This window comes from Streptomyces sp. NPDC047042, assembly GCF_040644035.1.
GTDB lineage: Bacteria > Actinomycetota > Actinomycetes > Streptomycetales > Streptomycetaceae > Streptomyces.
Genome location: NZ_JBEYVP010000042.1, coordinates 83,172 through 101,406 on the forward strand (window position 1 = coordinate 83,172; position 18,235 = coordinate 101,406).

Genomic DNA, 18,235 nt, shown 5'->3' on the forward strand with positions numbered 1-18,235 from the left:
TGCCGTACGGGGGTTCTGAAGTCTGCTCGTCGTCCGCGAGCGGTGTCCGCGCGTTGGCGCGTTATGAGGCCGTGGTGTCGGCCGGGCGGATCCAGAGGCGCTGCCCTATGGCGGCTGCTTGCTGCACGATCCGGTTGACGGAGGCGGCGTCCACGACCGTGCTGTCAACGGGGGTTCCGTCGACATCGTCGAGACGCATGATTTCGAAGCGCATGGGCTTCTCCCTTCGTCTGGTCATCCTCCTGAGGAGAACTACTCGGTTACGTAGGTAGTCAACTACCCGGGTGTTACGAACATTCCCTACGCTAAATAAATTTTTCGAACGCCTAACTACTGACCGGTAAGAGCCGTACACAAGCTGTGCAGGAGACTGACCGGGACCGGTTGTGTTCGAAGCGTGACCGCCGGAACAATGGACGGCATATGAACAACGACGACCACGCGGAACTGAGCGCCCGCATCGACCGCACGAACGAACTCCTCCACCGCATGCTCGCCGAGGTGGCGAAGACACCCTCGACGCATGCGATCTTCGTCGACGCGGGATATCTGTACGCGGCGGCGGGACGGCTCGTCGCCGGCACCGAGGACCGCCGCTCCTACGAGCTGGACGCGGAAGGTCTCATCGAGGCGCTCATCGACAAGGCTCGCACGATCTTCGCGGACAGCCGGCTGCTGCGGGTCTACTGGTACGACGGTGCCAGGCGCCGCATCCACACCATCGAGCAGCAGTCGATCGCGGAGCTTCCCGATGTGAAGGTCCGCCTGGGCAACCTCAACGCCAACAACCAGCAGAAAGGCGTCGACTCGCTGATCCGCACCGACCTGGAGTCCCTGGCCCGGCATCGCGCGATCAGCGACGCCGCGCTCATCGGCGGCGACGAGGACCTGGTGTCGGCGGTCGAGGCGGCGCAGGGGTACGGGGCGCGCGTCCACCTGTGGGGCATCGAGGCGCCCGAGGGCCGCAACCAGGCCGAGCCGCTGCTCTGGGAGGTCGACAGCCAGCGTACGTTCGACCTCGACTTCTTCAAGCCGTACGTCGCCCGGCGCACGGCCGCGAGCTACGAGGCGTCGGGAGGGACGCGGCCCACGCGCGAGGACGTGCGGTTCGTGGGCGCGCAGATCGCGGCGAAGTGGCTGGCGGCGCGGGGGCGCGAGGCGCTGGTCGAACTGCTGCCCGGGCATCCGTATCTGCCCGGTTCCGTCGACCAGGACCTGCTGGTGGAGGCGGAGGGGCTGCTGCAGTACTCGCTGCGCGGCCAGGCCGAACTGCGGCGGGCGCTGCGGGACGGCTTCTGGGAGCATCTGCAGGCCCAGTACTAGGCCGTCACCCATAGGCCGTCACCACTGGGCCATTCCGGTGCATTGCCTACTGCGCGAGGGTGTCCCAGAAGTCGGCCAGGGCGCGTGCGGTCTCCAGCGGGCGGTCCGTGTTGGGGGAGTGTTCGGCGCCCGCGATGACGGTCCGGTGCGCGTCCAGTCGTACGGCCATGTCGTCGAGCAGTGGGACGGCCCACGTGCCGTCCTCCTCGCCGGACAGGACATGGAAGGGCAGGGGTACGGCGGCGAGCTCCGCCACCCGGTCCGGCTCGGTGCACAACTGAAGCCCCGTGGCGGCGAGTTGGGCGGGGCTGTTGCCCATCCAACGGCGGCGCAGGTCCTCGCGGTCGTCGAGCCCGGCGTCCACGGCGTCCACCGAGTCGAGGTCGCCGCCACCGCCCTGGGGGTCGTCCATGGCCTGGATGGCCGCCCAGACGTCGGCCATGCTCATCACGGCGAGCGCGTCCCGCAGCAGTTTCGCGCGCTGCTGCTGTGCCTCGGAGATCTCGGCGGGACCTGAGGAAACGAGGGTCAGCGAGAGGAACGGGGTGTGGTCGAGCAGGACGGCGGCTCGGGCGATCTGCCCGCCGAGCGAATGCCCGACGAGGTGCACGGGGGTGCCGACGGCTGCCGCCTGGGCGAGCACGTCCTGCGCCAACTCGGCCTGTGCGTACGCCGATTCGTCGTCCCGGGAGCCGGGCGACTCGAACTGGCCGCGCCCGTCCACGGCGACGGTACGGTACCCGCGCGCGGCCAGCGGCTCGTGCAGCGAGATGAAGTCCTCCTTGCTGCCGGTGAACCCGGGCAGCAGCAGAACGGTCCCCTTCGGCTCGGCACCGACACCGGCGGAGGCGTCGATGACGGCGAACTCACCACGCGCGGTACGCAGGGCGTACGCACGGGCGCCGGGGGGCGGGGCGAAGGTCGCGGGCCTGCTCATGCGTCGAGGTTATCCGGAGGAGGCGAGAGGAGGGCAGGGGAGGTCGGCGGCGGGGGTGAGGGGGTGAGGGGGTGAGTGAGCAGGTGTGGGGCTGGGCAGGCGGGTTCTCGGTGGGCGCGAGTCTGTCCGGCCGGGCCGAGGGGGCTGTCGCAGGAGCGGCGGGTCGCGCCAACAGCGGGCGCGTGCGTCCGGGCTGGGGGCGCGGCGCGACGCATCGGCGGCTTGCCCGCCTCCGGGGCGCCTGCTCCGCCGGACAGGCGCCGGCGGGAACGCCGACGGCCCGGCCACCTGGTGGTGGTCCGGGCCGTCGGGGTGTGGCCGGTACTGCGGAGGGCCGGGGCCCTCGGGGTGGTCAGGCCTCCACGGAGTCCGTGGTCGGCGCGGTGACCGTGGCCTTGCGGGTGGCACGTCGCCTGGGCTTCGCCTCGGCTGCGGCCTCCGCCGTCGCCCTCTCCGTCACGACCGCCGGTTCGGCGGCCTTACGGGTCCGGCCACGCGGCTTCGGCTCCTCGGCGGCCTGCGCCGGGATGTCCGCGACGACCTCGACGGCCTTGCGCGCCGTACGGCGGCGGGGCTTGGCCTCGGTCGCCTCGGCAGCGTCGACGGCGGCTTCGGCGGCCGGCGCGGTCGCGGTCGCCTTGCGGGCGGCCGTCCTGCGCGGCTTGGCCTCGGCGGTGTCGACTGCGACCTCAGCGGCCGTGGCCGTCGCCTTGCGGGTACGACGCGGCTTCGCCTCGGTTGCCTCCGGCTCCGCGACGACCGCCGGTTCGGCGGCCTTGCCGGTCGTACGGCGGCGGGGCTTGGCCTCGACACCTTCGGCGGTGTCCACGGCGGCCTCCGCGGCTGGTGCCGTCGCCTTGCGCGTCGCACGGCGCTTCGGCGCCGGGGCGTCGGCCGAGGTCGGCTGGGCCGGGATGCCGACGGTCTCCGTCACGACCGCCGGTTCGGCGGCCTTACGTGTCGTACGGCGGCGCGGCTTCGCCTCGACCGTTTCAGCGGTGTCGACGGCAGCCTCGGCGGCCGGGGCGGCAGCCGCGGTGGCCTTGCGCGCTGTCCGACGCGGCTTCACCTCGACCGCTTCGACGGCGGCTTCGGCGGCCGGCGCGGTCGCGGTCGCCTTGCGGGCGGCCGTCCTGCGCGGCTTGGCCTCGACCGCTTCGGCGGTGTCGACGGCGGCCACCGCGGCCTTGCGGGTCCGGCGGGGCTTCACGGCCTCGGGTTCCGGAGTCTCCGCAGCGGCCTCGACGACGGCCACGACGGGCTCGGCGGCCTTACGCGTCGTACGGCGGCGGGGCTTGGCCTCGGTTGCCTCGGCGGTGTCGACGGCGGCTTCGGCGGCCGGCGCGGTCGCGGTCGCCTTGCGGGCGGCCGTCCTGCGCGGCTTGGCCTCCACGGCCTCGACGGTGTCCACGGCGGCTTCGGCAGGAGCCGTCGCCGCCGCCTTACGGGTTGCGCGGCGCGGCTTGGCCTCCGCGACGACCTCGGCCTCGACGACCGACTCCGCAGCCTTGCGCGTACGGCGGCGAGGCTGCTCCTTGGCCACTTCGGCCTCGGGTGCTGCCGGGGCTTCGGTCGGGAGGACCTGGGCCGGGGTGGTCAGCGTGGGCTCTGCGGCCTTGCGGGTACGGCGTCGGCGGGGCTGTTCCTCCGTGGCCTCGGCTTCGGGTGCTGCCGGGGTCTCGGTCGGGAGGGCCTGGGCCGGGGTGGTCAGCGTGGGCTCTGCGGCCTTGCGGGTACGGCGTCGGCGGGGCTGTTCCTCCGTGGCCTCGGCTTCGGGTGCTGCCGGGGTCTCGGTCGGGAGGGCCTGGGCCGGGGTGGTCAGTGTCGGCTCGGCCACCTTGCGCGTACGGCGTCGGCGGGGCTGTTCCTCCGTGGCCTCGGCTTCGGGTGCTGCCGGGGCTTCGGTCGGCAGGGCCTGGGCCGGGGTGGTCAGCGTGGGCTCTGCGGCCTTGCGGGTACGGCGTCGGCGGGGCTGTTCCGCCGGGACCTCGGCCTGGGGTGCCTCGGTGGTGGTCTCGGTCGGTGTGACCGTGGCCGGTGCGGGCTCCGCCGTCCTGCGGGTGCGGCGGCGGCGCGGGCGCTCCGTGGACTCCGGAGCCGTGCCCTCCGCCGTCGCGACCGCGGCCTCGGCCGACGGCTGGACGAACGTCGCCGTCGGGGCCGTCACCTGCTCGGCGGCGGCACCGCGCGTACGGCGACGGCGACGCGGCGTACGGCGCTCGGTCGGCTGCTCGGACGAGGTGACCGCCTCGCTGACCGGGGCGGCCGACGTGACCGGAGTCGTCTGCGCGTCCGTGGCGGCACCGCCACGGGTGCGGCGGCGGCTGCGCGGCGTACGCGCCGGGCGCTCCCGCTCCGCCGACGGCGCGGAAGCAGCCGCCGGGCCGGAGTTGCGGCCACCGCGACCACGCGGGCCACCGCGTCCGCCCGTCTCACCGAGGTCTTCGAGCTCCTCGGCACCCAGGCCGGCGCGCGTGCGCTCCGAGCGCGGCAGAACACCCTTGGTGCCGACCGGGATGCTCAGGTCCTCGAACAGGTGCGGAGAGGTGGAGTACGTCTCCGGCGGGTCGTTGAAGTTCAGCTCCAGCGCCTTGTTGATCAGCTGCCAGCGCGGGATGTCGTCCCAGTCGACCAGCGTGATCGCGATGCCCTTGGCACCCGCGCGGCCCGTACGGCCGATGCGGTGCAGGTACGTCTTCTCCTCTTCGGGAGACTGGTAGTTGATGACGTGCGTGACGCCCTCGACGTCGATACCGCGCGCCGCCACGTCCGTGCAGACGAGGACGTCGACCTTGCCGTTGCGGAACGCGCGCAGCGCCTGCTCGCGGGCACCCTGGCCGAGGTCGCCGTGGACGGCGCCGGAGGCGAAGCCACGCTGGGAGAGCTGGTCGGCGAGATCGGCCGCCGTACGTTTCGTACGGCAGAAGACCATGGCCAGTCCCCGGCCTTCGGCCTGCAGTATCCGCGCGACCATCTCGGGCTTGTCCATGTTGTGCGCGCGGTAGACGTACTGCGCGGTGTTCGCGACCGTCTTGCCCTCGTCGTCCGGCGCGGCGGCGCGGATGTGCGTGGGCTGCGACATGTAGCGGCGCGCGAGACCGATGACCGCGCCCGGCATGGTCGCCGAGAACAGCATCGTCTGACGGCGGGCCGGAAGCATGTTCATGATCTTCTCGACGTCGGGCAGGAAGCCCAGGTCGAGCATCTCGTCGGCCTCGTCGAGGACGAGCGCGCGGACGTGCTTCAGGTTCAGCTTCTTCTGGCCGGCGAGGTCGAGAAGGCGCCCCGGGGTGCCGACGACGACGTCGACGCCCTTCTTGAGGGCCTCGACCTGCGGCTCGTACGCCCGGCCGCCGTAGATGGCGAGAACGCGCACGTTACGGACCTTGCCGGCCGTCAGCAGGTCGTTCGTGACCTGCTGGCACAGCTCGCGCGTCGGGACGACGACGAGGGCCTGCGGGGCCTCGGTGAGCTGCTCGGGCTGGGCGCGGCCGGCCTCGACGTCGGCGGGGACGGTCACGCGCTCGAGGAGCGGGAGCCCGAAGCCGAGCGTCTTGCCGGTGCCGGTCTTGGCCTGGCCGATGACGTCCGTGCCGGTGAGGGCGACGGGGAGGGTCATCTCCTGGATGGGGAAGGGAGTGATGATGCCGACGGCTTCGAGCGCCTCGGCGGTCTCGGGAAGGATTCCGAGATCCCGGAAAGTCGTAGTCAGGGCAATGCCTCTTCTGTGTACGCGGTGCGAGGCGAGCGCGGGGGTCGTGTCGGGGACCGGGCCGGGGAACTTCGGTCGCCTCACGGGCGGGCCGAGTGGCACGGGACCACTGCCGACGCTCGAGCGCTCGTACCGCTGAGGGTCCCTCCGAATTCCGTACGCATCGTGCCGTACGGATGAGGAGAGCTGTCGGGTCGGAGCCGATCGGGCCACCGACCGGGCATCCTCATTCGTGTGGCCCGTCGAGCTACGTCTTTCAACTCAGCGGGCGCATTACCACCATACCCCGGAATCGCGCACATGCGATGGCCGATTCGGTCACGTAGTGGTCGTCACACTGATTGAGCAGGGACTTCCACGCTGCGGCCAGCGGGCTATTGTGCGCTTCATGACGACGTCTGACAATGCCTCCGGTACCCCCGCGACCCCCGACGAAAGCGCAGCAGAGACAGCGGCCGAAGCCGCTCCCGCACCCACCGGAGTCGCCGCCCAGGACTGGGCGCAGGCTGCCGTCGACCCGCAGTACCGCGCCGCCGTCGTCGACCTGCTCGGCGCGCTCGCGTACGGCGAACTGGCCGCGTTCGAGCGGCTCGCCGAGGACGCCAAGCTGGCGCCGACCCTCGTCGACAAGTCGGAACTGGCCAAGATGGCGTCCGCGGAGTTCCATCACTTCGAGCAGATCAGGGACCGTCTCACGGAGATCGGCGCCGACGCCACGCAGGCGATGGAGCCGTTCGTCGCCGCGCTCGACGGCTTCCACAAGCAGACGGCGCCCTCCGACTGGCTGGAGGGGCTCGTCAAGGCGTACGTCGGTGACTCGATCGCCAGTGACTTCTACCGTGAGGTCGCCGCCCGCCTCGACGCGGACACCCGCAAGCTGGTGCTGGCGGTCCTCGACGACACCGGGCACGCCAGCTTCGCCGTGGAGAAGGTGCGCGCGGCCATCGACGCGGAGCCCCGGGTGGGCGGGCGGCTCGCGCTGTGGGCGCGGCGGCTGATGGGCGAGGCGCTGTCGCAGTCGCAGCGGGTCGTGGCCGACCGGGACGCGCTGTCGACGATGCTCGTCGGCGGTGTCGCGGACGGGTTCGACCTCGCCGAGGTCGGCCGGATGTTCTCCAGGATCACCGAGGCGCACACGAAGCGGATGGCGGCACTGGGGCTGGCCGCGTAGTTGTCCGCGGGTGCGCGGTGGCCGGTCGCGGCGTTCCGCGCGCCCCTGTCGGCGACGGCTACGCCGTCGCCGATGATCGGCGGAATCCGCCCTTGGGGCGGAGCAGCAGGGAGAGGGACGCGGCGCTGACGGCCGTCGCGCCCATCAGGATCAGCAGGAAGTGGCCGGCGCTCAGCGCACTGTGCGTCAGGAAGGCGCCGAAAAGGGCTCCGGCCACTCCCGTCGACAGGACCAGGTGCCGTGCGGGGAGGCGGTCGGGCAGACGGTGGGCCGCCGCCCAGGCCAGGGCGAGGCCGAGGATCGCGGAGCCGAGTGCTTCAAAGAACATGTCGGGGTCCCTCCCACAGCCTGCCGGCGCGTGACGTTCTCAGCCCGTCATACCCGTGACCTGCGCAGGGCAATCCCCTTGTAAGGGTGACGTGTGGTCAACCTGTGAACATCGACAGCGGTCACGAACACGGGCGCCGACATGGGTGGGGCCCGGCGGTTCAAGACCGCCGGGCCCCACCCATATACGTGTCGTACGTGCCCTACAGCGCGCTGAAGCCCACCTTGCGGACCGTCGGCTCGCCCAGCTCGACGTACGCGAGACGGTCGGCCGGGACCAGGACCTTGCGGCCGTGGTCGTCCACGAGGCTCAGGAGCGCCGACTTACCGGCCAGCGCATCGGCCACGGCCTGCTCGACCTCCTCGGCGCTCTGACCGCTCTCCAGAACGATCTCGCGGGGCGCGTGCTGCACGCCGATCTTGACCTCCACGGCTATGTCCCTCCGACGGTCAGTGAAGTGCGCGGGCGTCCGCGCCGTACCCAGCACACATTAGCCCGGTGAGGGGACGTTGATGTTCCGCGCGGGAACGCCAGGAGCGAACAACCAGTGGGAACAAACGGGCGGTCAGTGGTGCTCGGTGCCGTGCAGCGGGAAGCCGGCGATGCCGCGCCAGGCCAGCGAGGCCAGCAACTGGACCGCCTGCTCGCGCGGGACGCTGCGGTCGCTGTGCAGCCAGGACCGCGCCACCACCTGGGCGAGGCCGCCCAGACCGGAGGCCAGCAGCATCGACTCCGAGGGGGAGAGGCCGGTGTCCTCGGCGATGACCTCGGAGATCGCCTCCGCGCACTGGTGCGTCACCTTGTCGACGCGCTCGCGCACGGCGGGCTCGTTCGTCAGGTCGGACTCGAAGACCAGGCGGAAGGCGCCGCCGTCGTCCTCCACGTACGCGAAGTACGCGTCCATCGTCGCCCGGACGCGCTGCTTGTTGTCGGAGGTCGAGGCCAGGGCCGTACGGACCGACTCGATGAGTGCCTCGCAGTGCTGGTCCAGCAGGGCGAGGTAGAGGTCGAGCTTGCCCGGGAAGTGCTGGTAGAGCACCGGCTTGCTGACGCCGGCCCGTTCGGCGATGTCGTCCATCGCGGCGGAGTGGTAGCCCTGCGCCACGAACACTTCCTGGGCGGCGCCCAGCAGCTGGTTCCGTCGGGCGCGACGCGGCAACCGCGTGCCCCGCGGGCGTGCCGCCTCAGTTTGCTCGATGGCTGTCACGCCGCCTCCCAATTTCGTCCACATGCGGTGTGCGCCGCGCCGCCATCGTACTTTTCGGTAACCCTGGTGTGCGCGGTCCAAGCGCAGAAATTCCTCGACCGAGCGACTGTATGTTCCGGTCTATTTGCTCAAATGGCAACAAATCCCGGGCTGGGTGCGGAATACATGGACGGCTACCGGTAGTCGTCCTCGTCCAGTTCCACGACGCGGGCCTGTTCCGCGAGGTCGGCCTCGTTGGCGCGGTCCGTGTTCTCGCCGGTCAGCCGCTCGTCGTGCTGTGGGGTGACTTCCCTGTGCTGCTCGGCCGCGTCGCCCTCGGGGGCCTCCACGGCGACCTCGGTGGTGTCGTCCTCGGCTTCGTAATCCTCGTGGTCCCCGGGGCTCTCGGCGTTTTCGGGGTCCGTGATTTCTTCGAAGGCCTTGGGGTCGGTGGGGTCGGCGGCCATGCTGGGCTCCCTTCCAGGGGTGTGGTTCTCCTACGGGTGCCCTGTTTACGAGCGTAGGAGACACGGAGGCGGTATGCCATGCGATCGGGTCCCCGTGCGACCGCAAACCCGGCCTGTGATGCCGAACACACGAACCACTGCGTGATCGTCTCGTAACATTGCCGCATGTCTTCGACCGAGCTGCCGTACGTGTCGGCCACCAACGTGCTGCCCAAGGTGACTCCTGTCAGGGTCGCGGAGGGTGAGCGGCTGCGCTCGGTCGGTCTGCCGGGGATCACACTGACCGTGCGGTCACGGCCCCCCGTGCGCGAGGGGCTGCCGCCCGCGCTGTACGTCCATGGCCTGGGCGGTTCCTCGCAGAACTGGTCGGCGCTGATGCCGCTGAACGACGAGCTCGTCGACAGCGAGGCGCTGGACCTGCCGGGCTTCGGTGACTCCCCGCCACCGGACGACGGCGACTACTCGGTCACCGGGCACGCGCGTGCCGTCATCCGCTACCTCGACGCCTCCGGACGCGGTCCCGTGCACCTGTTCGGCAACTCGCTGGGCGGCGCGGTCTCCACGCGTGTCGCGGCGGTGCGACCCGACCTCGTCCGCACGCTCACGCTCGTGTCGCCCGCGCTGCCGGAGATCCGCGTGCAGCGCAACGCGGTGCCGACCGGGCTGCTCGCCCTGCCCGGCGTGGCCCGTCTGTTCACCCGGTTGACCAAGGACTGGAGCGCCGAACAGCGCGTCCGCGGGGTCACCGCGCTCTGTTACGGGGATCCTGGGCAGGTGACGCCCGAGGGATTCCGCAACGCGGTCGAGGAGATGGAACGGCGGCTGCAACTGCCGTACTTCTGGGACGCGATGGCGCGTTCCGCGCGCGGGATCGTCAACGCGTACACGCTCGGCGGTCAGCACGGACTGTGGCGTCAGGCCGAGCGTGTGCTCGCGCCGACACTCCTCGTCTACGGCGGCCGGGATCAGCTCGTCGCCTTCCGTATGGCCCAGCGCGCGTCGCGTGCCTTCCGCGACTCCCGGCTGCTGACACTGCCCGACGCCGGACATGTGGCGATGATGGAGTACCCGGAGGTCGTGGCCTCGGCCTTCCGTGAACTGCTCGAGGACGCAGGTGAGTTGGCGGCGGATGCCGGTACTGTGGCAGCGAGGACGGTCGGCAGCAGGGCCGACGCCGCGAACGCGGGGAGCTGAGACGCGAGGTGGGACGTCACAGCCGGCGCGGTCGATCCGGCGGCAGCCCGAGTACGGGCAACACGGCGAACACCCCTGTGGGGCCACAGGGACGGCAACCTCAACAGGGACGGCAACCTCAACAGGGACGGCAACCGCAGCAGGGGCAGGAAGCCCCCCGCTTTCCTGTTCCCGACGGCACGCCCGCTCATGGCTTCCCGCGTTTCTCCGACGGCACCCCGGCGCACGGGACGCCGCGTCTCCCGGAGGGAACCCCCGCCCACGGCTTCCCCCGGGTCCGGGGCGGCGGACACCCCGAGCAGCGTGAAGCCGGCGGTGGCTGGGGCGAGTTGGGCGGGCGGCCCGGGGTCGGTCCGGCCATACCGCGTCAGCGGCCCGCGCCCCCGCACGCCTCCGGCCCCCGGCAGGCGTACGTCGACGCCTTCGACGGTACGGGCGCGCACGGCGCCGCAGCCGAGGACGTCGACCTCTTCGCGCCCCGCGTCCGGACCTCGCACCCCTCCGACCCGCCCGGGACCGGCCACGCCCACGCGCCGGCGCCCGAGGTGGCGGTCAAGGGCAAGGGCGGCAAGGGGCGGGCGTTCACCGGGATCGCGGCTGCCGCCGTCACCACCGTGCTGGCGGTCGTCGTGGCCGGGCAGGTCACCGGCGGCCAGACGGACGACGACGACGGCGGTACCCGGACACAGACCGCGAGCGGCTCGGGCCAGGACGTACGGGGGTACGGGGACTCCGGAGCGCGCACTGACGCCGTTCCGGCAGCACCGGACGCGGCGGCGACGCTGACCTACGACCAGAAGATGGCCAAAGAGTACGCACTCGGAGCGGCCCTCAAGGGCTCCGGGAAGTTCGACGCGATCCGTGGGTTCGCCAAGGCGCCGGGGACCGGGCAGAAGTACAGGTACCGGGTGGACGTCGAGCAGGGGCTCGGACTCGACGGGGAACTGTTCGCGCAGGCCGTGCAGAAGACGCTCAACGACAACCGCAGCTGGGCGCACAACGGCGGCCGTACGTTCGAGCGGATCTCCTCCGGCCGGCCCGACTTCGTGATCACGCTGGCCAGCCCCGGCACCACCGCCTTCTGGTGCGCCAAGTCCGAACTCGACACCACCGAGGACAATGTGTCCTGCGACTCGGCGTCCACCGACCGCGTGATGATCAACGCGTATCGATGGGCGCAGGGCTCCGTGACCTACGGCGACAAGATCTACGCGTACCGGCAGATGCTGATCAATCACGAGGTCGGCCATCGCCTGGGCAAGGGGCATGTGACCTGCGACAAGGACGGCGAACTCGCCCCGGTCATGCAGCAGCAGACCAAGTTCCTCGACCACGACGGGATCCACTGCCTGGCCAACCCCTGGCCGTTCCCCGGAAGTTGACACATGGCTCAGATGTCACGTTGACACCGGTGGAAAGTTCGTTCATATTTTTGCGCATGTGGTCTAGTCATGCTGTCCGTCGCGCCGCCATCGAGCTGGCGCTGATCGGCGTGACCCCGCTCTGCGTGGCCGACATTCTCTGTCGCTGACACCCGCCCCCGGCGTGCGTGTCGCGATCTGCACCTCTGCCGTCACCGACTGACCTTCGACTTCTGTCGTCGTCTCGTCGTCGGCGGTTCTCCATGACCTGATGCCACTGGTGCTACCTGGTGCCACTGGTGACCTGGTGCTTCTGGTGCGACCTGACGCGTGTTGTGACGCCGGGCGGACGTGTGTTCCTTTCCGTCTCATCCCTCGTCATTCCGTCTCATTATTCGAGAGGTCGTCTTCCGATGCCCCAACCGTCCGTCAGAGCGCGCCGCGTCGCAGCGGTGTCCGTCAGCCTTGTCCTGGCCGCGGGCGCCGCTGCATGCGGTCCGAAGGACAACGATGCCAAGGGCGCGGGAAGCGGCGACTCCAAGCCGCAGAAGGGCGGCACACTCACCGTCCTGAACTCCAGGCCGCAGGACGACTTCGACCCCGCGAGGCTGTACACCTCCGGCGGCGGCAACGTCCCCTCACTGGTCTTCCGTACGCTCACCACGCGCAACCGCGAGAGCGGGGCGGCGGGCGCGAAGGTCGTCCCCGACCTCGCCACCGACACCGGGCGCCCGAGCGAGAACGCGACCGTGTGGACGTACACCCTGAAGGAAGGGCTCAAGTACGAGGACGGTACGGCGATCACCAGCGCCGACATCAAGTACGGCATCGAGCGGTCCTTCGCCCCCGAACTCTCCGGCGGCGCGCCCTACTTGAGGGACTGGCTGGTCGGCGCCGCCGACTACCAGGGCCCCTACAAGGACAAGGGCGAGGGCCTCGACGCGATCGAGACGCCGGACGCCCGCACGATCGTCTTCCATCTGAACAAGCCCGAGGGCGAGTTTCCCTACCTGGCCACCCAGACGCAGTTCACGCCGGTCCCGAAGGCCAAGGACACCGGCACCAAGTACGAGGAGCACCCGGTCTCGTCGGGCCCGTACAAGGTCGTCAGCAACGAGGGGGACGGTGAGCGGCTGATCCTGGAGCGCAACCCCTACTGGTCGGCCGCCACGGACGCGGAGCGCAAGGCGTACCCGGACAAGATCGACGTACGGTCCGGGCTCGACTCCTCGGTGATCAACCAGCGGCTGTCCGCGTCTCAAGGGGCGGACGCCGCGTCCGTCACCACGGACACCAACCTCGGCCCGGCCGAGCTCGCCAAGGTCTCCGGTGACAGGGAACTGGCCGCGCGTGTCGGCACCGGACACTTCGGCTACATCAACTACATAGCGTTCAACCCGAAGATCAAGCCGTTCGACAACATCAAGGTGCGCCAGGCGATCTCGTACGCCATCGACCGTACGAGCGTCGTCAACGCGGCCGGCGGTTCGTCGCTGGCCGAGCCCGCCACCACCTATCTGCCGAACCAGAAGTCCTTCGGATACACGCCGTACGACCACTTCCCGGCGGGTGCCTCGGGGGACCCGGCGAAGGCCAAGGAGGTGCTGAAGGAGGCCGGTTACCCGAACGGGCTGACCGTCACCCTGACCCACTCCAACGCCAAGGACTTCGAGACCAGCCCGGAGATCGCGACCGCAGTCCAGGACGCGCTCAAGAAGGCCGGGATCACGGTGAAGCTGAACGGGCTGGAGGACAACGACTACTCCGACACCATCCACGACGTGAAGAAGGAGCCCGGGTTCTTCCTCGCCCACTGGGGTGCCGACTGGCCCTCCGGCGGTCCCTTCCTCGCTCCGATCTTCGACGGCCGGCAGATCGTCAAGGACGGTGCGAACTTCAACACCGGCTTCCTCGACGACAAGTCGGTCAATGCCGAGATTGACGCGATCAACAAGTTGACCGATCTTGACGCTGCCGCCAAGAGGTGGGGTGCACTGGACAGCAAGATCGGTGAGCAGGCGCTGACCGTGCCGCTGTTCCACCCCGTCTACAAGCGGCTGTACGGCAAGGACATCAAGAACATCGTGATCAGCGACTGGACGGGTGTCCTGGACATCTCCCAGGTCTCGGTGAAGTGACGACGACGTGAGCGAGGTCCTTCTCGCCTCCCAGGCCGCCGGGACGGGTACGACACCCGTCCCGGCGGTTTCGGGGGCCCGCCAGTTCTGGCGGCGGCTGCGTGCGCAGCGTGCCGCCCTCTTCGCGGCGGCCGTCGTCGCGCTGCTCGTCCTGGTCGCGCTCGGCGCGCCGCTGCTCACCGCGATCGAGGGCCAGGATCCGACCACCTACCACCCGGCCCTCGTCGACTCCGCGCGCGGAGGTGTCCCGACCGGCGCCTTCGGCGGGATCAGCGGCGACCACTGGCTGGGCGTCGAACCGCAGACCGGTCGCGACCTGTTCGCCCGGCTCGTCTACGGCGCCCGGGTCTCGCTGGGCGTCGCGCTCGCGGCGACCCTCGTCCAGGTATTGATCGGCGTCGTGGTCGGCATTGCGTCCGCCCTCGGCGGTCAATGGGTTGATCAACTGTTGAGCCGTCTCACCGATGTCATCATCGCCCTGCCACTCATGATCATGTCGCTGGCCCTGCTGGCGATCGTGCCCAGCAGCTTCCCGAGGCCCGTCCTCGTCGCCCTGGTCATCGGACTGATCGCCTGGGGCTCGATCGCGAAGATCGTGCGCGCCCAGACGCTCACCCTCAAACAGCTCGACCATGTGGCCGCCGCCCGCCTCAGCGGCTGGGGCTCCTGGCGGATCGCCCGCCGTGAACTGCTGCCCGGCCTGGCCGCACCCGTCATCACGTACGCCGCGCTCCTCGTTCCGACGAACATCACGGTCGAGGCCGCCCTGTCCTTCCTCGGGGTCGGGGTGAAGCCGCCGACGGCCTCCTGGGGGCAGATGATCACCGCCGCCGATGTCTGGTACCAGGCGGCACCGCAGTACCTGCTGCTGCCCGCGGGCGCCCTCTTCGTGACCGTCCTCGCCCTCACCGTCCTCGGCGACGGCATACGCACCGCCCTCGATCCGCGTGCCGCGTCCCGGCTGCGTATCGGCACGGGCCGCAAACGCGAGGCCAGGGCCGGGGAGAAGAAGGCCGGCACGACGTCGGCGGAAGCATCGGACACCGGGCAGGGGGCCCGCGCGTGAACATCTCCGGTTTCGGCGGGTTCGTCGCCCGCCGTGTCATCGGCGCGATCGTCACCCTCCTCGCCATCTCGGTGATCATCTACGTCGTCTTCTACGTCGCCCCGGGCAACATCGCCCAGATCACCTGCGGCCCGCGCTGCTCCCCGGCCCAGGTGCACCAGGTCGCCGAGCAACTGCGCCTCGACGACCCGCTGTACCTGCGCTACTGGCACTTCCTGCTGGGCGTCTTCGTCGGCCACGACTACTCCACCGGTACGTCAGTCGAGCACTGCGCGGCGCCCTGCCTCGGTCTGTCGTACCAGAGCGACCAGCAGGTCACCGAGCTGATCCTGGCGAAACTGCCGGTCACCGGCTCGCTCGCGCTCGGCGCGATGGTGCTGTGGCTGCTCATCGGCGTCGGCACCGGAGTGCTCTCGGCCTGGCGGCGCGGCCGGCCCACCGAGCGCATCCTGACCGGCCTCACGCTGGCCGGCACGGCCACGCCCGTCTTCGTCATCGGCCTGATCCTGATGATCGTCGTCTGCGGCCAGCTGGAGCTGCTGCCGTTCCCGCAGTACGTGCCCTTCGCCGACGACCCCGAGCAGTGGGCCTGGAACCTGCTGCTGCCCTGGCTGTCGCTCGCCCTGATCGAATCCGCCAAGTACGCCCGTCTGACCAGGGCGTCGATGCTGGAGACCCTCGCGGAGGACCATGTACGCACTTTCCGCGCGTACGGCGTCGGGGAGCGGTCCGTCATCGGGCGGCACGCGCTGCGCGGTGCGGTGGCTCCCCTGATCGCGCTGAGCGCCACCGACTTCGGATCGATGTTCGGCGGCGCGGTGCTCACCGAGACGCTCTTCGGACTGCCCGGCATCGGACAGGAACTCGTCCAGGCGGTCAAGGTCGTGGACCTGCCGGTGGTCGTCGGCATGGTGCTGGTCACCGGGTTCTTCGTGGTCGTGGCCAACGCCGTCGCGGATGTGCTCTACGCGGTGGCCGACCGACGGGTGGTGCTCGTATGAGCCTGGACAGGGCCTCATTCGAGGCCTCGGACGGAGCCTCAGAAGGTGCCGCGGAAGGTGCCTCGGCCGAGGCCGCGGTGGAGAAGCCGGTGGAGAACGTGGTGTTGGACGCGGTGGTGGGCGCGGTGGTGGACGCGGTGGAGAACGCCGAGAGCAGTGCTCTCGTGGAGGTCGACGGGCTGACGGTGGCCTTCGGCTCCCTGCGGGCCGTGGACGGGCTCTCGTTCCGACTCGACAAGGGCGCCGCGCTGGGCCTGGTCGGCGAGTCCGGCTCGGGCAAGTCCACGGTCGCCGCCGCCCTGCTGGGGCTGCACCGGGGTACGGGAGCGGAGGTCGGCGGCGCCCTCCGGGTCGCCGGAACCGACGTACAGCGGGCGTCCGAGGCCGAGTTGCGGCGGCTGCGCGGGGCAAAGGCGGCGATGGTTTTTCAGGACCCGCTGTCCTCCCTCGACCCGTACTACGCGGTCGGCGACCAGATCGCCGAGGTGTACCGGGTGCACAACCGGGTGTCCCGGCGGGCCGCACGCGCGCGTGCCGTCGACGTACTGGACCGTGTCGGGATTCCGGACGCGGTACGGCGCTCCCGGTCCCGGCCGCACGAGTTCAGCGGCGGGATGCGCCAGCGCGCGCTGATCGCCATGGCGCTCGCCTGCGAACCCGACCTGTTGATCGCCGACGAGCCGACGACCGCGCTGGACGTGACCGTCCAGGCCCAGATCCTCGACCTGCTGCACACACTCCGCGAGGAGACCGGCATGGGCCTGCTGCTCGTCACGCACGACGTGGGCGTCGCGGCGGAGAGCGTCGACGACGTGCTGGTGATGCGGCACGGGCGGGCCGTCGAGCACGGCCCGGTCGCCGCCGTCCTGGGGGCGCCCGCCCAGGCGTACACGCGTGAACTGCTCGCCGCGGTACCGCGCGTGGAGGCGCGTAGGGCAACGGGGGACACCACCGGGTCCGGCTCTAGGGGAACCACCGGGTCTGGCTCGGGCCTAGGGTCCGGGTCCGGCCTCGGGTCCGGGTCCGACCTCGGGTCCGGGTCTGGCTCGGGCGTCGGGTCGGGGTTGGGCGTCGGGTCGGGGTCCGGGTCGGGGTCGGGGTCGGGGTTGGGCGTCGGGTCCGGGTCGGGGTCCGGGTCGGGGTCGGGGTCGGGGTTGGGCGTCGGGTCCGGGTCGGGGTCCGGGTCGGGGTCGGGCGTCGGGTCCGGGTCGGGGTCGGGGTCGGGCGTCGGGTCCGGGTCGGGCGTCGGGTCCGGGTCCGGGTCGGGCGTCGGGTCCGGGTTTGGGGCGGGCGTCGGCTCTGGGGCCGGGTCGGGGTCGGGCGTCGGCGTCGGCTCTGCGGAGGTCGTGCTGGAGGCCACCGCTCTGCGGCGCGAGTTCGGGCGCGGGAAGCGGGCGTTCGCGGCCGTGGACGACGTGTCGCTGACCGTGCGCCGGGGCGAGACCCTCGGCATCGTCGGCGAGAGCGGCAGCGGCAAGACGACGCTAGGGCGGATGCTGGTCGGGCTGCTGGAGCCGACGGCCGGCGAGGTGCGCTACGAGGGGCGGGTGCGGTCGGGGGTCGGTCCCGCCGTGCAGATGGTGTTCCAGGACCCGGTCTCCTCGCTCAACCCCCGCCGCAGCGTGGGCGAGTCGATCGCCGACCCGCTACGGGCACGCGGCGAGCGGGACGACGCGCGGGTCCGGGCACGCGTGGGCGAGCTGCTGGAGCGGGTCGGGCTCGATCCGGCACACTTCGACCGCTATCCCCACGAGTTCAGCGGAGGCCAGCGCCAACGCGTGGGCATCGCCCGGGCACTGGCCGCCGAGCCGCGCGTCATCGTCTGCGACGAGCCGGTCTCGGCGCTCGACGTCACGACCCAGGCCCAGGTGGTCGCCCTGCTCGGCGAGTTGCAGCGCGAACTCGGCCTCGCGCTGGTGTTCGTCGCACATGACCTCGCCGTCGTACGCCAGGTCAGCGACCGCGTCGCGGTGATGCGGCGCGGACGGATCGTCGAGTCGGGCCCCGCCGACGAGGTGTACGACAATCCGAGGGATCCGTACACCCGGCAGTTGCTGGCCGCCGTACCCGCTCTCGATCCGCTTGTCGCGGCCCAGCGCCGCGCCGCACGACGGGAGTTGGCCCCGGCGTGACCACACATGTGTTCGTGACCTGGAGTGTGCGAATGATCTCTTAGCGCGACAGAACGCGAACCGCACGGGAAAGTTACGACCGTTCACCCCTTTTGGTGGGGGGGGGGGGGGCCCCCCCCGCCCCCCCCCCCCCGGGGCCCCAACAGAGACGCCCCGCGCCGCCCCCCCGCGCCCCCGCCGCCACCCCAACCGGGTCCCGGGGGGGTGCGGGGCGCGCCG

General features: G+C 71.1%; 16 protein-coding genes. 9 read left to right on the plus strand and 7 right to left on the minus strand.

Features of this window, described 5'->3' with window-relative positions; all coding sequences use genetic code 11:
- Positions 1 to 61: 61 nt before the first annotated feature.
- Positions 62 to 214 carry a hypothetical protein gene (locus ABZ855_RS38300; protein WP_020136747.1) on the minus strand — a complete coding sequence of 51 codons (153 nt, stop codon included), beginning with the start codon at positions 212 to 214 and terminating at the stop codon, positions 62 to 64.
- A gap of 209 nt (positions 215 to 423) precedes the next feature.
- On the opposite strand from ABZ855_RS38300, the gene ABZ855_RS38305 reads away from it, so the two are divergent.
- Complete coding sequence (locus ABZ855_RS38305; RefSeq protein ID WP_360815107.1) at positions 424 to 1,323, plus strand: NYN domain-containing protein; 900 nt, start codon at positions 424 to 426, stop codon at positions 1,321 to 1,323.
- 46 nt (positions 1,324 to 1,369) lie between these two features.
- On the opposite strand, the gene ABZ855_RS38310 is transcribed toward ABZ855_RS38305, so the two are convergent.
- Together ABZ855_RS38310 and ABZ855_RS38315 are read right to left on the minus strand one after the other, a co-directional pair.
- Positions 1,370 to 2,260 (minus strand): alpha/beta hydrolase, encoded by an 891-nt coding sequence (locus tag ABZ855_RS38310; protein ID WP_360815110.1) that lies wholly within the window; start codon positions 2,258 to 2,260, stop codon positions 1,370 to 1,372.
- Positions 2,261 to 2,612: 352 nt separating this feature from the next.
- Positions 2,613 to 5,879 (minus strand): DEAD/DEAH box helicase, encoded by a 3,267-nt coding sequence (locus ABZ855_RS38315; protein WP_360815159.1) that lies wholly within the window; start codon positions 5,877 to 5,879, stop codon positions 2,613 to 2,615.
- A 481-nt stretch (positions 5,880 to 6,360) separates the two neighbouring features.
- Here ABZ855_RS38315 and ABZ855_RS38320 point away from each other — a divergent pair, with 481 nt between their 5' ends.
- Complete coding sequence (locus tag ABZ855_RS38320) at positions 6,361 to 7,143, plus strand: ferritin-like fold-containing protein (protein ID WP_360815113.1); 783 nt, start codon at positions 6,361 to 6,363, stop codon at positions 7,141 to 7,143.
- Between the two features lie 58 nt (positions 7,144 to 7,201).
- Here the strand turns inward: ABZ855_RS38320 and ABZ855_RS38325 are convergent, their stop codons facing one another.
- The 4 genes from ABZ855_RS38325 to ABZ855_RS38340 all read right to left on the minus strand — a co-directional run bounded on the left by ABZ855_RS38325 (position 7,202) and on the right by ABZ855_RS38340 (position 9,124).
- Positions 7,202 to 7,471, minus strand: coding sequence for a hypothetical protein (locus ABZ855_RS38325; RefSeq protein ID WP_360815116.1), 270 nt, complete (start codon positions 7,469 to 7,471; stop codon positions 7,202 to 7,204).
- A gap of 202 nt (positions 7,472 to 7,673) precedes the next feature.
- Positions 7,674 to 7,901 (minus strand): DUF3107 domain-containing protein, encoded by a 228-nt coding sequence (locus tag ABZ855_RS38330; protein WP_319210739.1) that lies wholly within the window; start codon positions 7,899 to 7,901, stop codon positions 7,674 to 7,676.
- A gap of 135 nt (positions 7,902 to 8,036) precedes the next feature.
- Entirely contained in the window at positions 8,037 to 8,678 is a 642-nt protein-coding gene (locus tag ABZ855_RS38335; protein ID WP_360815119.1) for a TetR/AcrR family transcriptional regulator, read from the minus strand.
- Between the two features lie 173 nt (positions 8,679 to 8,851).
- A complete protein-coding gene (locus ABZ855_RS38340) occupies positions 8,852 to 9,124 on the minus strand; it encodes a hypothetical protein (protein WP_360815122.1) in 273 nt (90 codons plus the stop codon).
- A 165-nt stretch (positions 9,125 to 9,289) separates the two neighbouring features.
- On the opposite strand from ABZ855_RS38340, the gene ABZ855_RS38345 reads away from it, so the two are divergent.
- The 7 genes from ABZ855_RS38345 (at position 9,290) to ABZ855_RS38375 (ending at position 18,016) form a co-directional block, all read left to right on the plus strand.
- The gene (locus tag ABZ855_RS38345) at positions 9,290 to 10,318 is read left to right on the plus strand and encodes an alpha/beta hydrolase (protein WP_360815125.1); all 1,029 of its coding nucleotides are present in this window, start codon (positions 9,290 to 9,292) and stop codon (positions 10,316 to 10,318) included.
- An 8-nt stretch (positions 10,319 to 10,326) separates the two neighbouring features.
- Positions 10,327 to 11,700, plus strand: coding sequence for a DUF3152 domain-containing protein (locus ABZ855_RS38350; RefSeq protein WP_360815129.1), 1,374 nt, complete (start codon positions 10,327 to 10,329; stop codon positions 11,698 to 11,700).
- 56 nt (positions 11,701 to 11,756) lie between these two features.
- Positions 11,757 to 11,849, plus strand: a complete 93-nt coding sequence (locus ABZ855_RS38355; RefSeq protein WP_319210749.1) for an Ms4533A family Cys-rich leader peptide — start codon at positions 11,757 to 11,759, stop codon at positions 11,847 to 11,849.
- Positions 11,850 to 12,092: 243 nt separating this feature from the next.
- Complete coding sequence (locus ABZ855_RS38360) at positions 12,093 to 13,817, plus strand: ABC transporter substrate-binding protein (RefSeq protein ID WP_360815132.1); 1,725 nt, start codon at positions 12,093 to 12,095, stop codon at positions 13,815 to 13,817.
- A 7-nt stretch (positions 13,818 to 13,824) separates the two neighbouring features.
- On the plus strand, positions 13,825 to 14,883 hold the full coding sequence (locus ABZ855_RS38365; protein ID WP_360815135.1) for an ABC transporter permease: 1,059 nt from the start codon (positions 13,825 to 13,827) through the stop codon (positions 14,881 to 14,883).
- Positions 14,884 to 14,885: 2 nt separating this feature from the next.
- On the plus strand, positions 14,886 to 15,884 hold the full coding sequence (locus tag ABZ855_RS38370; RefSeq protein ID WP_360815162.1) for an ABC transporter permease: 999 nt from the start codon (positions 14,886 to 14,888) through the stop codon (positions 15,882 to 15,884).
- Positions 15,885 to 16,048: 164 nt separating this feature from the next.
- Positions 16,049 to 18,016: an ABC transporter ATP-binding protein gene (locus ABZ855_RS38375; protein ID WP_360815165.1), complete on the plus strand. Its 1,968-nt coding sequence runs from the start codon at positions 16,049 to 16,051 to the stop codon at positions 18,014 to 18,016.
- The last annotated feature ends 219 nt before the right edge of the window (positions 18,017 to 18,235 follow it).

Excerpts from the sequence above, each read along its gene's own strand:
- ABZ855_RS38300 (WP_020136747.1), bottom strand. The coding sequence starts at position 214 with ATGCGCTTCGAAATCATGCGTCTCGACGATGTCGACGGAACCCCCGTT.
- ABZ855_RS38305 (WP_360815107.1), top strand. The coding sequence starts at position 424 with ATGAACAACGACGACCACGCGGAACTGAGCGCCCGCATCGACCGCACG.
- ABZ855_RS38310 (WP_360815110.1), bottom strand. The coding sequence starts at position 2,260 with ATGAGCAGGCCCGCGACCTTCGCCCCGCCCCCCGGCGCCCGTGCGTAC.
- ABZ855_RS38315 (WP_360815159.1), bottom strand. The coding sequence starts at position 5,879 with ATGACCCTCCCCGTCGCCCTCACCGGCACGGACGTCATCGGCCAGGCC.
- ABZ855_RS38320 (WP_360815113.1), top strand. The coding sequence starts at position 6,361 with ATGACGACGTCTGACAATGCCTCCGGTACCCCCGCGACCCCCGACGAA.
- ABZ855_RS38325 (WP_360815116.1), bottom strand. The coding sequence starts at position 7,471 with ATGTTCTTTGAAGCACTCGGCTCCGCGATCCTCGGCCTCGCCCTGGCC.
- ABZ855_RS38340 (WP_360815122.1), bottom strand. The coding sequence starts at position 9,124 with ATGGCCGCCGACCCCACCGACCCCAAGGCCTTCGAAGAAATCACGGAC.
- ABZ855_RS38345 (WP_360815125.1), top strand. The coding sequence starts at position 9,290 with ATGTCTTCGACCGAGCTGCCGTACGTGTCGGCCACCAACGTGCTGCCC.
- ABZ855_RS38355 (WP_319210749.1), top strand. The coding sequence starts at position 11,757 with ATGTGGTCTAGTCATGCTGTCCGTCGCGCCGCCATCGAGCTGGCGCTG.
- ABZ855_RS38360 (WP_360815132.1), top strand. The coding sequence starts at position 12,093 with ATGCCCCAACCGTCCGTCAGAGCGCGCCGCGTCGCAGCGGTGTCCGTC.